General features: G+C 69.8%; 18 protein-coding genes, 1 tRNA gene and 1 pseudogene. 13 read left to right on the forward strand and 7 right to left on the reverse strand.

Annotation, left to right across the window (positions count from 1 at the left end):
- The first annotated feature begins 27 nt into the window (after positions 1 to 27).
- From NUV94_04100 to NUV94_04130, 7 genes are all read left to right on the forward strand, one after another.
- A complete protein-coding gene (locus NUV94_04100) occupies positions 28 to 1083 on the forward strand; it encodes a bis-aminopropyl spermidine synthase family protein (GenBank protein MCR4391966.1) in 1056 nt (351 codons plus the stop codon).
- The gene (locus NUV94_04105) at positions 1080 to 1538 is read left to right on the forward strand and encodes an arginine decarboxylase, pyruvoyl-dependent (protein ID MCR4391967.1); all 459 of its coding nucleotides are present in this window, start codon (positions 1080 to 1082) and stop codon (positions 1536 to 1538) included. Before NUV94_04100 ends, NUV94_04105 begins: the two co-directional genes overlap by 4 nt.
- 108 nt (positions 1539 to 1646) lie before the next feature.
- Positions 1647 to 1994 (forward strand): adenosylmethionine decarboxylase, encoded by a 348-nt coding sequence (gene speD / locus NUV94_04110; protein MCR4391968.1) that lies wholly within the window; start codon positions 1647 to 1649, stop codon positions 1992 to 1994.
- Positions 1991 to 2875: a polyamine aminopropyltransferase gene (gene speE, locus NUV94_04115; GenBank protein MCR4391969.1), complete on the forward strand. Its 885-nt coding sequence runs from the start codon at positions 1991 to 1993 to the stop codon at positions 2873 to 2875. The genes speD and speE overlap by 4 nt, the downstream gene beginning before the upstream one ends.
- On the forward strand, positions 2872 to 3702 hold the full coding sequence (speB, locus tag NUV94_04120) for an agmatinase (GenBank protein MCR4391970.1): 831 nt from the start codon (positions 2872 to 2874) through the stop codon (positions 3700 to 3702). Before speE ends, speB begins: the two co-directional genes overlap by 4 nt.
- A gap of 70 nt (positions 3703 to 3772) precedes the next feature.
- Positions 3773 to 3985 carry a hypothetical protein gene (locus tag NUV94_04125; GenBank protein ID MCR4391971.1) on the forward strand — a complete coding sequence of 71 codons (213 nt, stop codon included), beginning with the start codon at positions 3773 to 3775 and terminating at the stop codon, positions 3983 to 3985.
- Between the two features lie 177 nt (positions 3986 to 4162).
- Positions 4163 to 4239, forward strand: a tRNA-Ala gene (locus tag NUV94_04130).
- A gap of 64 nt (positions 4240 to 4303) precedes the next feature.
- Here NUV94_04130 and NUV94_04135 read toward each other — a convergent pair.
- Together NUV94_04135 and NUV94_04140 are read right to left on the reverse strand one after the other, a co-directional pair.
- Positions 4304 to 4542, reverse strand: a pseudogene (locus tag NUV94_04135) (glutathione S-transferase N-terminal domain-containing protein).
- Positions 4527 to 4835: a metalloregulator ArsR/SmtB family transcription factor gene (locus tag NUV94_04140; GenBank protein MCR4391972.1), complete on the reverse strand. Its 309-nt coding sequence runs from the start codon at positions 4833 to 4835 to the stop codon at positions 4527 to 4529. Before NUV94_04140 ends, NUV94_04135 begins: the two are co-directional and overlap by 16 nt.
- Before the next feature lie 49 nt (positions 4836 to 4884).
- On the opposite strand from NUV94_04140, the gene NUV94_04145 reads away from it, so the two are divergent.
- On the forward strand, positions 4885 to 5331 hold the full coding sequence (locus tag NUV94_04145) for an OsmC family protein (GenBank protein MCR4391973.1): 447 nt from the start codon (positions 4885 to 4887) through the stop codon (positions 5329 to 5331).
- Here the strand turns inward: NUV94_04145 and NUV94_04150 are convergent.
- Together NUV94_04150 and NUV94_04155 are read right to left on the reverse strand one after the other, a co-directional pair.
- Positions 5328 to 6377: an AAA family ATPase gene (locus tag NUV94_04150; GenBank protein MCR4391974.1), complete on the reverse strand. Its 1050-nt coding sequence runs from the start codon at positions 6375 to 6377 to the stop codon at positions 5328 to 5330. The two genes, NUV94_04145 and NUV94_04150, sit on opposite strands and share 4 nt — an antisense overlap.
- Positions 6374 to 8470, reverse strand: a complete 2097-nt coding sequence (locus NUV94_04155; protein ID MCR4391975.1) for an acetate--CoA ligase family protein — start codon at positions 8468 to 8470, stop codon at positions 6374 to 6376. The genes NUV94_04150 and NUV94_04155 overlap by 4 nt, the downstream gene beginning before the upstream one ends.
- A 184-nt stretch (positions 8471 to 8654) precedes the next feature.
- Here NUV94_04155 and NUV94_04160 point away from each other — a divergent pair, with 184 nt between their 5' ends.
- The 4 genes from NUV94_04160 (at position 8655) to NUV94_04175 (ending at position 12701) form a co-directional block, all read left to right on the forward strand.
- Positions 8655 to 9344 carry a response regulator transcription factor gene (locus NUV94_04160; protein MCR4391976.1) on the forward strand — a complete coding sequence of 230 codons (690 nt, stop codon included), beginning with the start codon at positions 8655 to 8657 and terminating at the stop codon, positions 9342 to 9344.
- 1 nt (position 9345) lies between these two features.
- A complete protein-coding gene (locus NUV94_04165) occupies positions 9346 to 10713 on the forward strand; it encodes an ATP-binding protein (protein ID MCR4391977.1) in 1368 nt (455 codons plus the stop codon).
- Positions 10714 to 10726: 13 nt separating this feature from the next.
- On the forward strand, positions 10727 to 11209 hold the full coding sequence (locus NUV94_04170; protein ID MCR4391978.1) for a ribonuclease H-like YkuK family protein: 483 nt from the start codon (positions 10727 to 10729) through the stop codon (positions 11207 to 11209).
- Positions 11210 to 11285: 76 nt separating this feature from the next.
- Positions 11286 to 12701, forward strand: coding sequence for a UDP-N-acetylmuramoyl-L-alanyl-D-glutamate--2,6-diaminopimelate ligase (locus NUV94_04175; GenBank protein ID MCR4391979.1), 1416 nt, complete (start codon positions 11286 to 11288; stop codon positions 12699 to 12701).
- On the opposite strand, the gene coaE is transcribed toward NUV94_04175, so the two are convergent.
- A complete protein-coding gene (gene coaE, locus NUV94_04180) occupies positions 12678 to 13280 on the reverse strand; it encodes a dephospho-CoA kinase (GenBank protein ID MCR4391980.1) in 603 nt (200 codons plus the stop codon). The genes NUV94_04175 and coaE overlap by 24 nt on opposite strands.
- Before the next feature lie 82 nt (positions 13281 to 13362).
- On the opposite strand from coaE, the gene NUV94_04185 reads away from it, so the two are divergent.
- A complete protein-coding gene (locus tag NUV94_04185) occupies positions 13363 to 13530 on the forward strand; it encodes a hypothetical protein (GenBank protein MCR4391981.1) in 168 nt (55 codons plus the stop codon).
- 418 nt (positions 13531 to 13948) lie between these two features.
- Here NUV94_04185 and NUV94_04190 read toward each other — a convergent pair whose 3' ends face one another.
- Complete coding sequence (locus NUV94_04190; GenBank protein MCR4391982.1) at positions 13949 to 14575, reverse strand: GNAT family N-acetyltransferase; 627 nt, start codon at positions 14573 to 14575, stop codon at positions 13949 to 13951.
- Positions 14553 to 14687, reverse strand: coding sequence for a hypothetical protein (locus NUV94_04195; protein ID MCR4391983.1), 135 nt, complete (start codon positions 14685 to 14687; stop codon positions 14553 to 14555). Before NUV94_04195 ends, NUV94_04190 begins: the two co-directional genes overlap by 23 nt.
- Positions 14688 to 14803: the final 116 nt, after the last annotated feature.

The raw sequence follows: 14803 nt of genomic DNA on the forward strand, positions 1-14803 counted from the left end.
CCTGAAGAGGGAGATCAGAACGTGGACATGACGCTCGCCGAACTGGCCGATCGGGTACGCCGCGAAAGCGGGCTTGCCGTTACCGCTCGTGACCTGGAGCGGATTCTCGCCGCGCTCCAGGCCTCGGAGGACATCTGGCGGATCGTGGACCTGGCCCCGGTGCCGATGATGGCCACCTGCCAAGGCTTGCACGCCCTGGCCGGGATCGGCTGGGTAACGTGGGCGAATGGGCGCGTCCGGCTGACCCCGGCCGGGGACCGGGCGTGTCGCAAGCTCGCCATCGCCGCGGCCCAGGAGCTCAAGTGCCCCCGCTGCGGCGGACGGGGGGTGGAACTAAGCCCCCTTCGGGAGGTGGCGGCCGCGTTCCATCGCATCGCCCGCGGCCGGCCGGAGGCATCCCAAGAATTCGACCAGGGCTACGTGACCGAGGACAGCACCATCGCCCGGGTCGCGTTCATGTGGGCGAAGGGGGATCTCGCGGGGAAGGACCTCCTGGTGCTCGGGGACGACGACCTTGTATCCATCGCTGTCGCCCTCACCCGGGCCCCCCGACGGGTGGTGGTGCTGGACATCGACCCGCGGATCGTGAACTTCGTCGCCGAGGCCGCCCGCGCCGAGGGGCTCGCCGTCGATGCCCGCCAACACGACCTACGGGAACCCTTGCCCGAGGAGCTGCGCGGCCGGTTCGACACGTTCTTCTGCGACCCCACCGAGAGCCTACGTGGGTTCCTCGCGTTCGCGGGGCGGGGCCTCGCCGCCCTACGGGGGCCGGGGTGCGCCGGGTACCTCGGGCTCACCCGGTACGAGGCGTCCCTCACCAAGTGGCGGGACATCCAGCGGGAGCTCCTCGCCGCGGGAGGGGTGTTGACCGACGTCGTGGACGATTTCCATACGTACGTGAACTGGCCGTACATCGACTCGATGCGCGCCTGGGACCGGCTCCCGGTGAAACGGGTCCCGGGGCGGGACGAGCCCTGGTACCGGTCGGCCTTGATCCGGGTGGAGCTGGTGGAGGCGGCGCGGGTGGAGAACCCACGCTACACGGGAGACATCTTCAACGATGAGGAGGCGGCAACGACATGATCAGGGAAACCATCAACCACGCGTGTCTTGTGTCCGGGGCGGCCGAGGGGGCTACTGAGCTGAACGCGTTCGATGGCGCCCTGCTCGCGGCGGGGATCGGGGATCTCAACCTGATCAAGGTGTCGAGCATCATGCCCCCCCACGTGGTGCTGGAGAAGGCAGTCCCCAAGCTCCCGCCAGGGGCGTTCGTGCTCGTGGTCTACGCCGCCCGCACGTCCAGCACGGCCGGGGAGACGCTGGCCGCGGCGGTGGCCGCGGGCCGTGCCAAGAACGGGTTCGGGGTGATCATGGAGGCCACCGGGCGATCCCGGGCCGAGGTGGAGGAGGCGGTGCGGATGAAGGTCGCCGAGGCGTTTCGGGTGCGCAACCTTGAGCTTGAGGAGGTGCACGTGGCCGCGGCCGAGCACCGGGTGGTGCGGTGTGGTGGTGTGGTCGCGGCGTGCCTTTTCTTCTAAAATTGGCCCGTGACCCAGGTCACGGCGTCCGGGACATGGCCAAGCCCGTTTGGGAGCACCAAATGGGCTATATGTTTGGCCAAATCTACCCCGGGGAGGAGGTGAAAGATGAAAGAGCTCGGGAGGCAGCTCGTGGTCGAGTTATGGGAGTGCGAACGCAATACCAACGAGCCGGAGGAGATCCGAAAGGCCCTACGCCGGGCGGCAGATCGGGCCAAGGCCACCTTGGTGGACGTCCAGGTCCACACGTTCAACCCGCACGGGGTGTCCGGAGTGGCGGTGATCGCCGAATCCCACATCTCCGTGCACACGTGGCCGGAGCTCGGCTACGTCGCCCTGGACGTGTTCACCTGCGGGGAGAAGGTGCTCCCCAAGGCCGCGGTGGAGGTCTTTTGCGAGCTCTTCCGCCCCCAGCGGACCAGCCTGCTGGAGATCAAGCGGGGGATCCAGTTATGAGTGCGGGAAGACGACGCGGGGAAGATTGGTTATGCGAAGAGCAGACGGCAGGCGCGCGACTGTGCCTGCACGTGGAGCGCTGGCTCGTCCGCCGGAGGTCGCCGTACCAGGCGCTTGAGCTGGCCGTGACCCGTGATCACGGCCGGGTGATGGCCCTGGACGGGAAGTTCATGCTCTCCGAGCGCGACGAGCCTTTTTATCACGAGATGCTGGTCCACCCCGCGATGCTCGTTCACGAGGCCCCGGAGCGCGTGCTCATCGTGGGAGGCGGCGACGGCGGCGCCCTGCGGGAGGCGCTCCGGCACCGCACGGTGAAGAGGGCCGTGGTGGTGGAAATCGATCAAGCGGTGATCGACGCGTCCCGCGAACACCTCCCGAGCGTCCACCACGGGTCGTTCGACGATCCGCGAGCCCGGATCGTGGTCTCCCCGGGCGAGGCGTTCCTTCCCGAGCACCCGGACACGTACGACGTGATCCTGGTGGACTCCACTGATCCCATCGGTCCGGGGAAGGCCCTGTTTCAAGCGGAGTTCCTGGCCGCGTGTCGGCGGGCGCTGCGCCCGGGCGGGGTGATCGCCCTCCAGGCGGGGACCCCGTTCTACTGGCCGGAGGAGCTGGAGCATCTGCTCCGCGAGCTGGGCCGCCTCTTCCCCTACGTGGGGGCGTACCTCGGGTTTGTGCCGCTCTACCCCTCCGGCATGTGGGCGTACGCCATCGCCGGGGACCGAGACTTGCGGGCGGAGGAGACCGCGGTCCCTGAGAGATACGCGAGCCGCGGGCTCACCACCCGGTACTACACCCCGGACCTCCACCGGGCGGCGTTCGTCCTCCCCAGGTTCGTGGAGGAGTTGGTCAGGCGCGCCCTGGGGGGCGAGGGATGACCGGGCTCCTTCGGTTCCTCGCCGCCGACACCCCGTTTTCCCAGGCCCGGGTGGCCATCCTCGGGGTGCCCCTCGAACGCACCGTTTCCTTCCGCGGTGGCCCTGCGCAAGCTCCGACCGCGATCCGAGCCGTCTCCGACTCGGTTGAATCCTATTCGTCTTTGTTCCGGTGCGATCTGGCCCAGGTAGGGGTCTGCGACCTGGGGGACGTGGACACCCACGGTCCGCTCCTAAAGGTGCTGGAGAACGCGGAGGCCGAGGTGGGGCGGATCCTCAGAGCCGACAAGGCCCCGGTGGTCCTGGGTGGGGAGCACACGGTAGCCCTGCCGGCGGTGCGGGCGGCGGCCTCTCGAGGCCCGGTCCAGGTCGTGGCCCTGGACGCCCATTCCGACCTGCGCGACGCGTACCTGGGAGAGCAGATCTGCCACGCCACCGTGCTCCGGCGGGTGAGCGAGGTCGCAACGCGGCTCGTCATCGTGGGGGCGCGCTCGTTCTTCGGGGGAGAAGCGGACGAACCGTTCTTCGCCCGACCCGACGAGATCGGCGCGCGCCTCGATCCCAAGCTCCCGGTATGGCTGACCCTAGACCTGGACGCGCTTGACCCCTCCCTGTGCCCGGGGGTGACCAACCCCGAGCCCGGCGGGCTCTCCTACCACGAGGTGATCGCGATCTGGCGCGAGCTCTCCCGGTTCCAGGTGGTGGGGATGGACCTCGTGGAGCTGGCCCCCCCGTTCGACCCCTCCGGGGTGTCCGCGGTCTGCGCGGCCAAGCTGGTCCTGGAAGCGATCTGCGCCTTCTGGAGAACGAAATCCAGCCCTGTCCACTAGAGGACCACAATTTGCCTCGTTCCGTCCGGTCGAATACAGTGCGGCAACCTGTGTCAGGGGGGTGGAAGCTGTGCGTTGGATCTTGGGATGGATCACGGGAGGGGGGATCGCCGCGTTCTTCTTCGGTTGGATCATCCAGATGCTGTGGAACCGGATCGTCGTTGGCCACCTGGAGCTCTTGAAGCCCCTCTCCTACCTCCAGGCGGCCGGGCTGTGGTTCCTCATCGCCCTGCTCTTCGCCTGGGTCGGGGCGCGCGCCTCCTGGCGGAGGTGGCGCCACTGATCGGAGACATGCGGCGGGTGCGTTGACGTCTGCCCCAAGAGCGTGATCCGGTACAGGTTCAGCCGTCGCTGGTCCCCGGCACCTTGCCGCCGGGTCACGTCGCACCTTGACGGGAGCCGAACGCCTGGGCTAACATGGACTGGCCGAAGGGGTTTCCCTCCTCGCTGCCAAGTCCTTGGGGGCGTAGCTCAGCTTGGGAGAGCGCCGGCTTTGCAAGCCGGAGGTCGGCGGTTCGATCCCGCTCGCCTCCACCAGTCCTTGTTCGCCTGTCTTCATCCTCTCCCGCCAGGGGAGAGGAAAGAGGCGAAGCCAGGGGGCTTAAGCTAACCCCAGCAGGGCGTCGATGCGCGCCCGGTCGAAGCCGACCACGATCTCCCCATCGAGCTCCACCACCGGTACGCCTTGCTGCCCGGACTTGCGGATCATCTCCAGCGCCGCCGCGTAGTCCGCAGCCACGTCGATATCGGTGTAGGGAATGCCCCGTTCATCCAGGTACCGCTTCACCGCACGACACCAAGGGCACGTCGGGTGCTGTACACGGTCACTTGATGGCCCATCGCTTACCCTCCTTCTTGAGCTCCACGAGGATCCCAGCTCGGAGGAGCTGCGCCACGAGCGGCGTCAGGCTGATCCAGTGCATCCGCCCCTGCCGGGTCCGTCGCACCAGCCCTGTTTCCTCCAACGTCCGCAGGTGGTAGGACAGGGCCGGGGTCGACATCCCCAACGCCCGGGCGATCTCCCCGCAATGGGGGCCTTCCTCGGCGAGGAGGAGCCCCACGATCGCCAATCGCTCCGGGCTCGACAGGGCGGCGAACGCCTTGGCCAGCTCTGGAACCCCCGGTTTGTCCATCGCCGCCAGTATAGCTGGGCCCACAGTGATTTCAATGGTTGTTTAAACGTTGAACCCCGAACACGGCTGGGGTAACCTCGCCCCGGAGGCGATCATGGAGGCCAAGGTCGTTTGGCACGAGAAGATGCGGTTCGTGGCGGTTGGCCCGTCCGGCCACGCCGTGCTCATGGACTCCTCTCCCGAGGTGGGAGGGGAGGACTCCGCCCCCCGCCCCACCGAGCTCCTCCTCGCCGCTCTGGGCGGATGCACGGCGATGGACGTCGTGTCCATCCTGGGCAAGATGCGCACTCCCCCCAGGCGCCTGGAGATCCTGATCTCCGCGGAACGGGCCACGGAACATCCCAAAGCCCTGCGCAAAATCCACCTGACGTACCGGGCCGAGGGGGTGCCCGAGGAGAGCCTGCACCGGGCGGCCCAACTCTCCCAGGAACGGTACTGCTCGGTCGCCCATTCCCTGTCCTCTGAGCTCTCGTTCGCGGTGGAGGCCCTGCCCTAAAGGAGCTCGAGGAGCCGCTCCAGCTCAACCCCCTCGGCCACCATCCGGTCGAGCAGGGCGAGCTGAGGCTCCCCCACCTGAAGGGTCCGCCCGACCAGCCGTTCCGCGGTCTCGGCCACGGTCATCGTGTCCTGGGGAGCCACGGCCAGCGTCACCCCCCGTCCCACGGCCTGGGTCACGATCGCCCGCTCCGGGCGCAGCCCCCCGCTCAGGATGATCGCCCGCACCCGCGGGGAGGCCAGCGCCGCGGCCTGGATGTCGGTACGGTCTCCGCCGGTGACCACTGCCAGTTGCCCGGGGATGCGCCGGAGGTACCGCAGGGCCGCGTCTCCGCCCATCGCCCCCACCAGGAACCGCTCCACCTCTGCCGCCTGGTTCCCCTCCACCACCACCTCCGCCCCCAGGGCGTCGATCACTTCCCGAATGCGCACCGTGTGCAGTTGCCGCTCGAACGGGATCACCCCAAGCACCGGCACACCCCGCTCCTCCAGGAACGGAACGGCGAACCCCCGGACCTCCTCCAGCTCGGTGTCCGGCGAGACCTCGTTGAGCACCGCCCCCACCAGCCGTACCTCGCTGGCGACGATGCGCACCGCGGCGAGCACCCGGTCCACCGTGGGCTCCCCCCGGTAGCGGGCGACGAGGAGGACGGAGGCCCCCAGGCGGGCGGCCACGGCCATGTCCGACATCCCCGACAAAAGCCCCCTGCCCAGCCACTCCCGACCTTCCAGAATCAGCACGTCCGCGTCCACCGTGGCCAGGGCGTCGATGCGCGCCCACGCCTCGGCCGGGGGCCGCCACACCCGCGGCACCTGCCCCCCGAGTACGGGGACGATGGCCTCCGGCGGCTCGGCCAAGCCCAGGGCTGCCGCCGCCACCTCCGCGTCTTGGTCGAACGGCCGGCCCTGCCGGTAGGCATTGGCCCAGCCCACCGGCTTGCGGTAGGCCACGGACATCCCCCGGCACCTCATCCGTCGCGCCAAGCCCATCGCCAGCGCGGTCTTGCCCGCCTTCTCCTCCACCCCTGCGATGTACAGCTTCTTCATCCGTCCTCCCCGGATATGGTAAGCCGCAGGTCCACCGCCACCACGCGGTCTGGATAGCAAATGAGCGGGTTCACGTCCAACTCCACGATCTCTGGGAAGTCCACCGCCAGGTGGCCGATCCGTCCCACCACCTCCACCAGGGCCGGGACGTCCACCGGCGGCTGGCCCCGGATCCCCTGGAGGAGGGGGAACCCCTTGATCCGCCGCACCAGGTCTTCCGCCTCCGCCCGCGACAACGGGGCCACGCCGAACGCCACGTCCTGCATTACCTCCACGTGGATCCCGCCGAGGCCGAACATCACGAGCGGCCCGAACGCGGGGTCCCTGGCCACGCCCACGATCACCTCCCGCCCGGGGGACAGGAGCTCTTGGACGAGGATCCCGTCGATCGGGGTCCCAGGGAACCGGTTTCGGATCAACTGGAGCATGTGCCAGGCCGTCTCCTCCACCTGGTCCACGGATACCCCCACCCGCACCGCGCCCACGTCGGACTTGTGGGTGAGTTCCGGAGAGGTCACCTTGAGCACCACCCTCTCTCCAAGCTCCCGAGCCACCCGGGCCGCCTCCGTCGGGGAGCGGACGAGCTCCCCCCTGGCCACCGGGATCCCGTACGCGGCAAGAAGGTCCATCGCCTCCACCCCGAGGCGGGGTCGGCCGTGGGCGGCCGCCGTCTCCAGCAGGCGCCGGGCCCGGGCGCGGTCGGCCTCGGGCGGCTGCGGCTCCTGGGCGCAGTCGGCGCGGATGGCCGCATAGTGGGCGAGCACGGCCAGGGCCCGCACCGCCCGGGCCGGATCGAAAAACGACGGGATCCCCGCCGCCCGTAGGGTCCCTGCCGCCTCCTCCCCCAGCTCCCCGGCCATGAAGCTCGCCACCACCGGCTTGGCGAACTGGCGGCTGGCGTCGGCCACGATGGTCGCCAGCTCGGCGAACGAAAGGATGGGGTGGGGGGCGGACAGGGCCACCACCATGTCCACGCCGGGATCGCTCAGCACCAGATCCACCGCTTCCCGGTACCGGTCGGCGTGGGCATCGCCGAGGATGTCCACCGGGTTGTAGATGTTGGCCGCGGCCGGCATGCGCTTGGCGAGCGTGTGCACGGTGCGCTCGGATAGGCGGGCCACCTCGAGGCCCTCCCACTCCACGGCGTCGGTGGCCATCACCCCGGCCCCCCCGGCGTTGGTGACGATCCCCACCCGGCGCCCCCGCGGCGAGGGCTGTCGGGCCAGCGCGTACGCGTAGTCGAACAGCTCCTCCACCGTGCGGGCGCGGATGATCCCGCACTTGCGGAACGCGGCCGTATAGGCCTGGTCCGAGCCGGCCATGGTCCCGGTGTGGGAGGACACCGCCCGCGCCCCGGCCTCGGCCCGGCCGGCCTTCAGCACCACCACCGGTTTGTCCCGCGTCACCTGGCGGGCGATGCGCATGAACTGGGGGCCGTCCTGGACTCCCTCGAGGTAGGCGATGATGACCCGCGTCTCCGGGTCTTGGGCAAATGCAAGCAAGAAATCGTTCTCGCCCAGCACGGCCTTGTTGCCCAGGGAAACGACGTGGGAGAACCCAAGCCGCTCCTTCCACGCCCAGTCCAGAACCGACGTGCAGAACGCGCCAGATTGGGACATGAACGCGATCTCCCCCGGGAGGGCCCCGCGGGGGGCAAACGTCGCGTTCAGCCCGGCCCGGGTGGAGATGAGGCCCAACACGTTAGGGCCGAGCACGTTCATCCCGTACTGGCGAGCGATCCGCACCAGTTCACGCTCCCGCTGCGCCCCCTCCACCCCGCACTCCTTGAACCCGGCGGTGACCACCACCGCGCTGGTGATCCCCTTCCTCCCGCACGCGTCGAGGACGTCGAGCACGGCCTCGGTGGGGACGACGATCACCGCGAGATCCACCGCCTCGGGCAGCGCCTCCACCGACGGGACGCACGGGCGTCCCATCAGCTCTTCGTACTTGGGGTTCACCGCGTACGCCGGGCCGGAGAAGGAAGAGGAGACGTTGGCGAACAGGGCATGGCCGACCTTCCCAGGGGTGGAGGACGCGCCGATCACCGCCACCGACTTGGGAAAGAGCAGATCGTCCAGGTTTTTCATCATGGCGCCTCATGGTAGCCGCCTCCGCGGGTTCTCCACAACCCCTGCACCGTTCCTCGATACCTAGGGAGGATGATCCTCCCGGTGGCGAGATCGACGCGAGAGCCCGACCACCAGAACCGCCCAACCGGAGAGGGGGTCGGGGGATACCTCGACCCCTCTGCGGTTTGGAGGTAGGCTCATGGAGATGAAGACGATCCTGGTGGTGGAGGACGAGCGGGAGATCGTCCGCATGGTCCAGGCCTACCTCATGCGCGAGGGCTACCGGGTGGAGGTGGCGTTCGACGGCGACGAGGGCTGGGCCCGCTTCAAAACCCTCCAGCCGGACCTGGTGATCCTCGACCTCTTGCTCCCCGGGATGCACGGCCTGGAGGTGGCGCGGCGCATCCGCCAGGGGTCGCCAACCCCGATCATCATGCTCACCGCCCGGGCGGAGGAGGCGGACCGGGTGGCCGGCCTGGAGATGGGAGCCGACGACTACGTGACCAAACCGTTCAGCCTCCGGGAGCTCGCGGCACGGGTGCGAGCGGTGCTGCGGCGCACCGAAGGGGGACCAACCCCGGAGGTCATCCACGCCGATCCGCTCACCGTGGACCTCGCCGCGCGGGAGGCGCGCCTGAACGGAGAGCTCGTGGACCTCACCCCCACCGAGTTCGACCTCCTCGCCCACCTCGCCCGGTATCCGGGGCGGGTGTTCACCCGTCGGGAGCTCCTCGAGGCTCTACAAGAACGGTCCTACGCGACGCTGCCCCGCACGGTGGACTCCCACGTGAAGAACCTGCGCCGCAAGCTCGAGCCGGACCCGGACAAGCCCACGTTCATCCTCACCGTACACGGGGTGGGCTACAAGTTCCGCCCTGCCCACGAGGAGGGGTAAGGTGTCCTTCCGCCTGAAGCTGATCGGAGCATTGGTCCTCACCGCCCTCCTCGCGGTAGGGGGGACCTACCTTCTCACTACCCGCGGGGTGAGCGCGCGCTTCGACGCGTTCCGCGCCCAGAACCGCCAGCTGGCCGCCCAGGACCTGGCATGCCTCCTCGGCGAGTACTGGCGGGCCAACGGGTCATGGACTGGAGTCGAACGCCTGTTCTCCGCGCAAACGGCGATCTTTTACCGCGGGAAGCTTGTGTACCAACGGAGCGTGCTAAGCCAGTATGTGCTCCTGGGAGAGGAGTTTCGGGTCATTGCGAGCGCGGGGCGAACGTCCACCGAGCGTGAGGATTGGCGCCGCATGGCTGCCCAAGATGGGATCCCGATCGAGGTGAGCGGAAAACAGGTCGGGACGTTGGTGCCCCTGGATGTGGCCAGCTTGACCCCGTTGGAGGAGGACTTCCTCGCCTCGGTACGCCGGGCCGCCTTCATCGGCGGGGTGGTGGCCCTTACGGTGGCTGCCCTCCTTGGGGGGAGCCTGGCAATGCAGCTGTCCGCACCGTTGCGTCGGCTCATCCACGCCACCGAGCGCATCGCCCAAGGGGATCTGGCCCATCGCGTGGCCGTCCGCACCCGGGACGAGATCGGGCGCCTGGCCCACTCCCTCAACCGGATGGCCGAGGCGCTGGAGCGCTCGGAGAAGGCCCGTCGGAACCTACTCGCCGATGTGGCCCACGAGCTGCGGACCCCGCTCACGGTGATCCGAGGGAACCTGGAGGCGATGCTGGACGGGGTGTTCCCCTTGTCGCCCGAGGGGGTGGCCCCGGTGTACGAGGAGACGTTGCACCTGGGGGAGCTCGTGGAGGACCTGCGGACCCTCACCCTGGCCGAAGCCGGCCATCTGCCGCTGGCGCGGGTGAAGGCGGACCTGGGGGAGTTGGTGCGGGCGGCGGCGGAGGCGGTGCGCCCCACCGCCGCCGAGGAGGGGGTCACCATCGCCGTGGAGACCGAACCGAACCTGCATGCGGACGTGGACCCCCGCCGCATCCGCCAGGTGCTGGGAAACCTCCTCTCCAACGCCCTCCGCTATTCCCCGGCCGGGGGGACGATCACCGTGACCGCGGCCCGCCGGGGGAATGAGGCCTGGGTGTCGGTGCGGGATCAGGGGCCGGGGATCCCCCCTGAGGACCTGCCCCACATGTTCGAGCGGTTCTTCAAGACGGACAAGTCCCGGGCCGAGGGGGGGACCGGGCTCGGCCTGGCCATCGCCCGGGAGCTCGTGCAAGCCCACGGCGGCCGGATCTGGGTGGAGAGCCCCGACGGGGCCGCGTTCACGTTCGCCTTGCCCGCCCTTGATCCCGACCCGAACATCTCATAACATCAGCCTCGCCATGGATGATGAGTGTAGCTATCACAGTCCAAGTCTGGGAAAGATTTCCTTCGACGAGGTCATCGACGAGATCCTGGCGATGATCGCTGCCGAGCCCGATGACCGCTACGAGATGATCGTGGGCACCGATTCCCAAACCTACTACGACGATGCCGAGTACGTGTCGGCGATCGTCGTTCACCGCGTGGGGAAGGGCGGCCGCTACTTCTGGCGCCGGGTCCACGAGCGCCGCCCGGCCAGCCTGCGCGACCGCATCTACCGCGAGGCGTGGCTGTCGTACGAGACGGCCCAGGCGCTGATCGCCGCGCTGAAGGAGCGTGGGGTGTTCGGGTTCCACCTCGAGATCCACGTCGACGTGGGCCGGGGCGGCCGCACCCGGGAACTCGTGGAGGAGGTGGTGGGGATGATCCTTGGCGTCGGGTTCCCCGTGCGGACCAAACCCGACGCCTACGCCGCCTCCACCGTGGCCGACAAGTACACGTGAGCCCACCGGCCACGCGGAACCACGTCCATTCCCGCGTGTCCTCCTCCCCGCCCCAGGCTCCGCATAGCATGGGCGTGTGCCGACGCTGGCCGATCTTCTGTTCGGAATGGCCCCGGTCGAGGTGACCGGGCTCAGTTGGGATTCCCGCCGTGTCCGGCCCGGGGACCTGTTCTTCGCCCTGCCCGGGACCCGGGCCGATGGCCATGCGTTCATCGGTGACGCCATCGTCCGCGGCGCGGCGGCGGTGGTAGGGGAACGCCCTTTGGTCAAGCTCCCCGTGCCCTACGCCCTCGTTCCCGATGCGCGGGCGGCGCTGGCCCAGGCGGCGTGCGCCTTCTACGACCACCCCACGCGCCGCATCCCCACGATCGCCGTCACCGGGACCAACGGCAAGACCACGGTCGTCCACCTCCTCGGGCAACTCCTCCCCGCTTGCGAGGCCCTGACCACGGTGCGGGTGGAGAGGGAGGGGCTATCCTGTGTGACCACCCCCGAAGCGCCCGACCTCCAGCGCCTGGCCGCCCGGGCGGTGGGCGGGGGAAGGAAGTTCTTCGCGTTCGAGGCCTCCTCGATCGGCCTCGCCCAGCACCGGGTGGACGGGGTGCACCTGGCGGCGGCGGTGTTCACCAACCTCGGCCGCGATCACCTCGACTTCCACCGCACACACGAGACATACCTCGCCGCCAAGCTCCGCCTGTTCGCGATGCTCCCCCCAGGCGGAATCGCGGTGGTGAACGCGGAGGACCTCCACGGCGCCCGGTTCCTTGCCGTGTCCCGCGGGCGGCCGGTGCGGTACGGGATCGGGCACGGGGACGTGCGGGCGGAGGGGCTGCGGCCAACCCCGGATGGGGCCGAGTTCCGGCTGGTCACGCCGGACGGGTCTGCCGACGTGCGGCTTCCCTTCCCAGGGGTGCACAACGTGCGGAACGCCCTGGCCGCAGCGGCCACGGCGTGGGCCCTCGGCGAGCCGGTGGACGCGCTGGCCGAGCGGCTGTCGCGGGCCGAGCTCCCTCCTGGGCGGTTCCAGCGCCTGCGCACCGCGGGCGGGGCTCAGGCGGTGGTGGACTACGCCCATACCCCCGAGGCCCTGGCCCAGATGGTGGCCACACTGCGCCCGACCGCGCGCCGGTTGATCGTGGTGTTCGGGGCGAGCGGGGAGGCGGACCGGGGGAAACGGCCGCTGATGGGGGAGGCGGTGGGCCGCCGCGCCGACCTCGCGGTGATCACCGCCGACAACCCCAAGTCCGAGGACCCGGGGAAGATCGCCGAGGCCGTGGCCCATGGGGTGCGTGCGGCTGGAGGGCGGTACGTGGTGGTGCTGGACCGCCGCCAGGCAATCCGCCGGGCGGTAGAGGAAGCGGGGCCGGGCGACGTGGTGCTCATCGCCGGGAAGGGCCACGAGCGGTACCAGCTCACCGCCGACGGCCCAGTGCCCTACTCCGACCTAGAGGTGCTCCTCTCGGAGCACTCAGCGGCGCTCGAGCGAGCGTAGCAAGTCCAATACCCGGCCGGCCACGTTCGCCGGCGGGCTCTGCGCGTCCATCACGTAGACCTTGGGATCGCGGGGCGGTTGAAGGTCCCGCTGGGCCGAAAGCCGCTGCACCACGGCCCCGAAGGGAAGCCCAGAGGCCAACAAGCGCTCCCGCCGCTCCTCCTCCGGGACGTCCAGCCATACGAACGCGTCGAAGAGGGACCGGTCCACGTGGGAGGAAGAGAGGAGCAGAGCCCCCTCCACCAGGAGGAACCTCGTCCCCTTCTTCTCGTGGTCGGCGATGGCCCGCCGGACCGCGGCCATGACCTCGGGGTGCACGATCGCCTCCAGGTCCGCCTTGGCCCGAGGATCGGAGAGGGCGACCGTGGCCAGCCGGAACCGGTCCACCGACCCGTCACGGGCGAGGATCCCCCCCCCGAACCGGGCCACCACCCGAGCGTAGGCCGGCCCGCCCGGACGGTAGGTGGACCAGGCCAGCTCGTCGCAATCCACACGGGCGATGCCTGCCCTCCGAGCGAGCATCCGCGCCACCGTAGATTTCCCTGATCCCGCCGGCCCGACGATCCCGATCACCTTCATCCTCACCAGACTAGCACCGGCCGGTCCCCCACTTCAAGCCGCCTTGTCCATGCCGCCGCGTGCATCTAGTAAACTGGCGACCATGAGCGAGGTCGTGCGCGGCTACTACGACCGGGAGGTGGAACGAGAATGGGGGCGCCTGGACCGCCCATATCGGCGGCTGGAACTCGTGACCACCCTCCACTTGATCGCGCAGCACTTCCCCACATCAGGGCACCTCGCCGACATCGGCGGCGGGCCCAGGCCCTAGGCGCCAGCGGTGGTGGCCCCCCTCAACCCGTGGGGGATCCTGCGCGCGGGGCTCTGTGAGTTCCCGGACGCGTACGTGCGCTTGGACTACGTGCGGGGGCTTCTCGCCGACTGGGTCCAGGCCGGCGAGCAACGGGCGTTCACCGAGGCCGCGTTTCTCACACCCCCCGGGCGCTCGCGGAGCTCACCGCCGCGAAGAGACCTGCGAACTCCCTCAGTACCGGGACGCGACCGAGCACCTCCACGCTGTGGTCCGCAAACCCCTGTAGGCGGCCCACAAGGCGCCCAGGCGGTCCGCCTGAGCTGGCCGGCCCACGGGATGAGCCGGGTCCTCTTCGATCCCCAAGTCCAGGGCCGCGGCCTGGCCCGAATCGAACTCGCTTCGGGGCCTCCTTCCCGGCATCCTCGCCGGCGCCACCTCACCCGGACCGGTGCCGGAACATGTGGTACACCTCAAGCCCGGCGGCGGGGGCTACGTGCACCGTTCGGTACCCCTGGCGTTCATAGAACCCCCGGTTCCTCTCGCCCACGGTGTAGAGGTACACGCCCGAAGCGCCCTGGTCAGAGGCGCAGAGCTCGTGCACATGGGCCAAGAGGCGCCGCCCGATCCCGCGCCCCTGGAGCTCCGGCAGCACCCCGATCTTCTCAAGCATATGGGGACGAGGTGGGATCCCTGGGGGCCGGCGGCTGGCGCGCAGGAGGGCCAGGGCCGGCCGGACGCGGACGGCCGGCAGAAGCCCAAGGAGCCCGGGCAGGACGTGGAAAAGCTGGCGCACGGACCACCCGGTGGGGGTACCCCCCACCCCGCTCACCCCGGCCACCCCCACCACCCGGCCCCCCAGAACCGCCCCGAACAAGGGACGGCCCGCCCGAAGGTGGTCCTCCACCCACAGGGCCACCGCCCGCCGGTAGGCCCGCTCGTGCCTCCCCGAGGCCAGGTTGAAGGCGTGGAGCACCGAGGCCTCCCCCCGGAACACCGCGGCGAGCACGTGGGCCGCCTGGTCCCGGTGCTCGGCCGTGAGCTCAACCACCCGGATCTCGAACATGTCGCACCCCACGGTCCGAGCTCAGCACGAACGCGTCGTAAATCGCGCACCCGTCGCGTTCGAGGAGCCCAAGGTCCACGTGCCGCCCCGCGGCCAACCGGGCCACCCTCATCCGCGCCCCCTGCCCTTGTGGTTCATGTCAAGGTTCTGTCATCGGCGCCCGCGTAGTCTCCAGGCCAAAGGAGGTGGCGGTTCCCGATGTGGACGGTAGCAAGCCCCGCCTCCTTG

Source organism: Candidatus Acetothermia bacterium (genome assembly GCA_024653305.1).
Lineage (GTDB): Bacteria > Bipolaricaulota > Bipolaricaulia > Bipolaricaulales > Bipolaricaulaceae > JACIWI01.

Bases quoted from the DNA above. Each gene is read 5' to 3' on its own strand.
- NUV94_04155 (MCR4391975.1), bottom strand. From the start codon at position 8,470: ATGATGAAAAACCTGGACGATCTGCTCTTTCCCAAGTCGGTGGCGGTG.
- NUV94_04150 (MCR4391974.1), bottom strand. From the start codon at position 6,377: ATGAAGAAGCTGTACATCGCAGGGGTGGAGGAGAAGGCGGGCAAGACC.
- NUV94_04195 (MCR4391983.1), bottom strand. From the start codon at position 14,687: ATGAGGGTGGCCCGGTTGGCCGCGGGGCGGCACGTGGACCTTGGGCTC.
- speB (MCR4391970.1), top strand. From the start codon at position 2,872: ATGACCGGGCTCCTTCGGTTCCTCGCCGCCGACACCCCGTTTTCCCAG.
- speE (MCR4391969.1), top strand. From the start codon at position 1,991: ATGAGTGCGGGAAGACGACGCGGGGAAGATTGGTTATGCGAAGAGCAG.
- NUV94_04160 (MCR4391976.1), top strand. From the start codon at position 8,655: ATGAAGACGATCCTGGTGGTGGAGGACGAGCGGGAGATCGTCCGCATG.
- NUV94_04105 (MCR4391967.1), top strand. From the start codon at position 1,080: ATGATCAGGGAAACCATCAACCACGCGTGTCTTGTGTCCGGGGCGGCC.
- NUV94_04100 (MCR4391966.1), top strand. From the start codon at position 28: ATGACGCTCGCCGAACTGGCCGATCGGGTACGCCGCGAAAGCGGGCTT.
- NUV94_04170 (MCR4391978.1), top strand. From the start codon at position 10,727: ATGGATGATGAGTGTAGCTATCACAGTCCAAGTCTGGGAAAGATTTCC.
- NUV94_04140 (MCR4391972.1), bottom strand. From the start codon at position 4,835: ATGGACAAACCGGGGGTTCCAGAGCTGGCCAAGGCGTTCGCCGCCCTG.
- NUV94_04185 (MCR4391981.1), top strand. From the start codon at position 13,363: ATGAGCGAGGTCGTGCGCGGCTACTACGACCGGGAGGTGGAACGAGAA.
- NUV94_04190 (MCR4391982.1), bottom strand. From the start codon at position 14,575: ATGTTCGAGATCCGGGTGGTTGAGCTCACGGCCGAGCACCGGGACCAG.
- speD (MCR4391968.1), top strand. From the start codon at position 1,647: ATGAAAGAGCTCGGGAGGCAGCTCGTGGTCGAGTTATGGGAGTGCGAA.
- coaE (MCR4391980.1), bottom strand. From the start codon at position 13,280: ATGAAGGTGATCGGGATCGTCGGGCCGGCGGGATCAGGGAAATCTACG.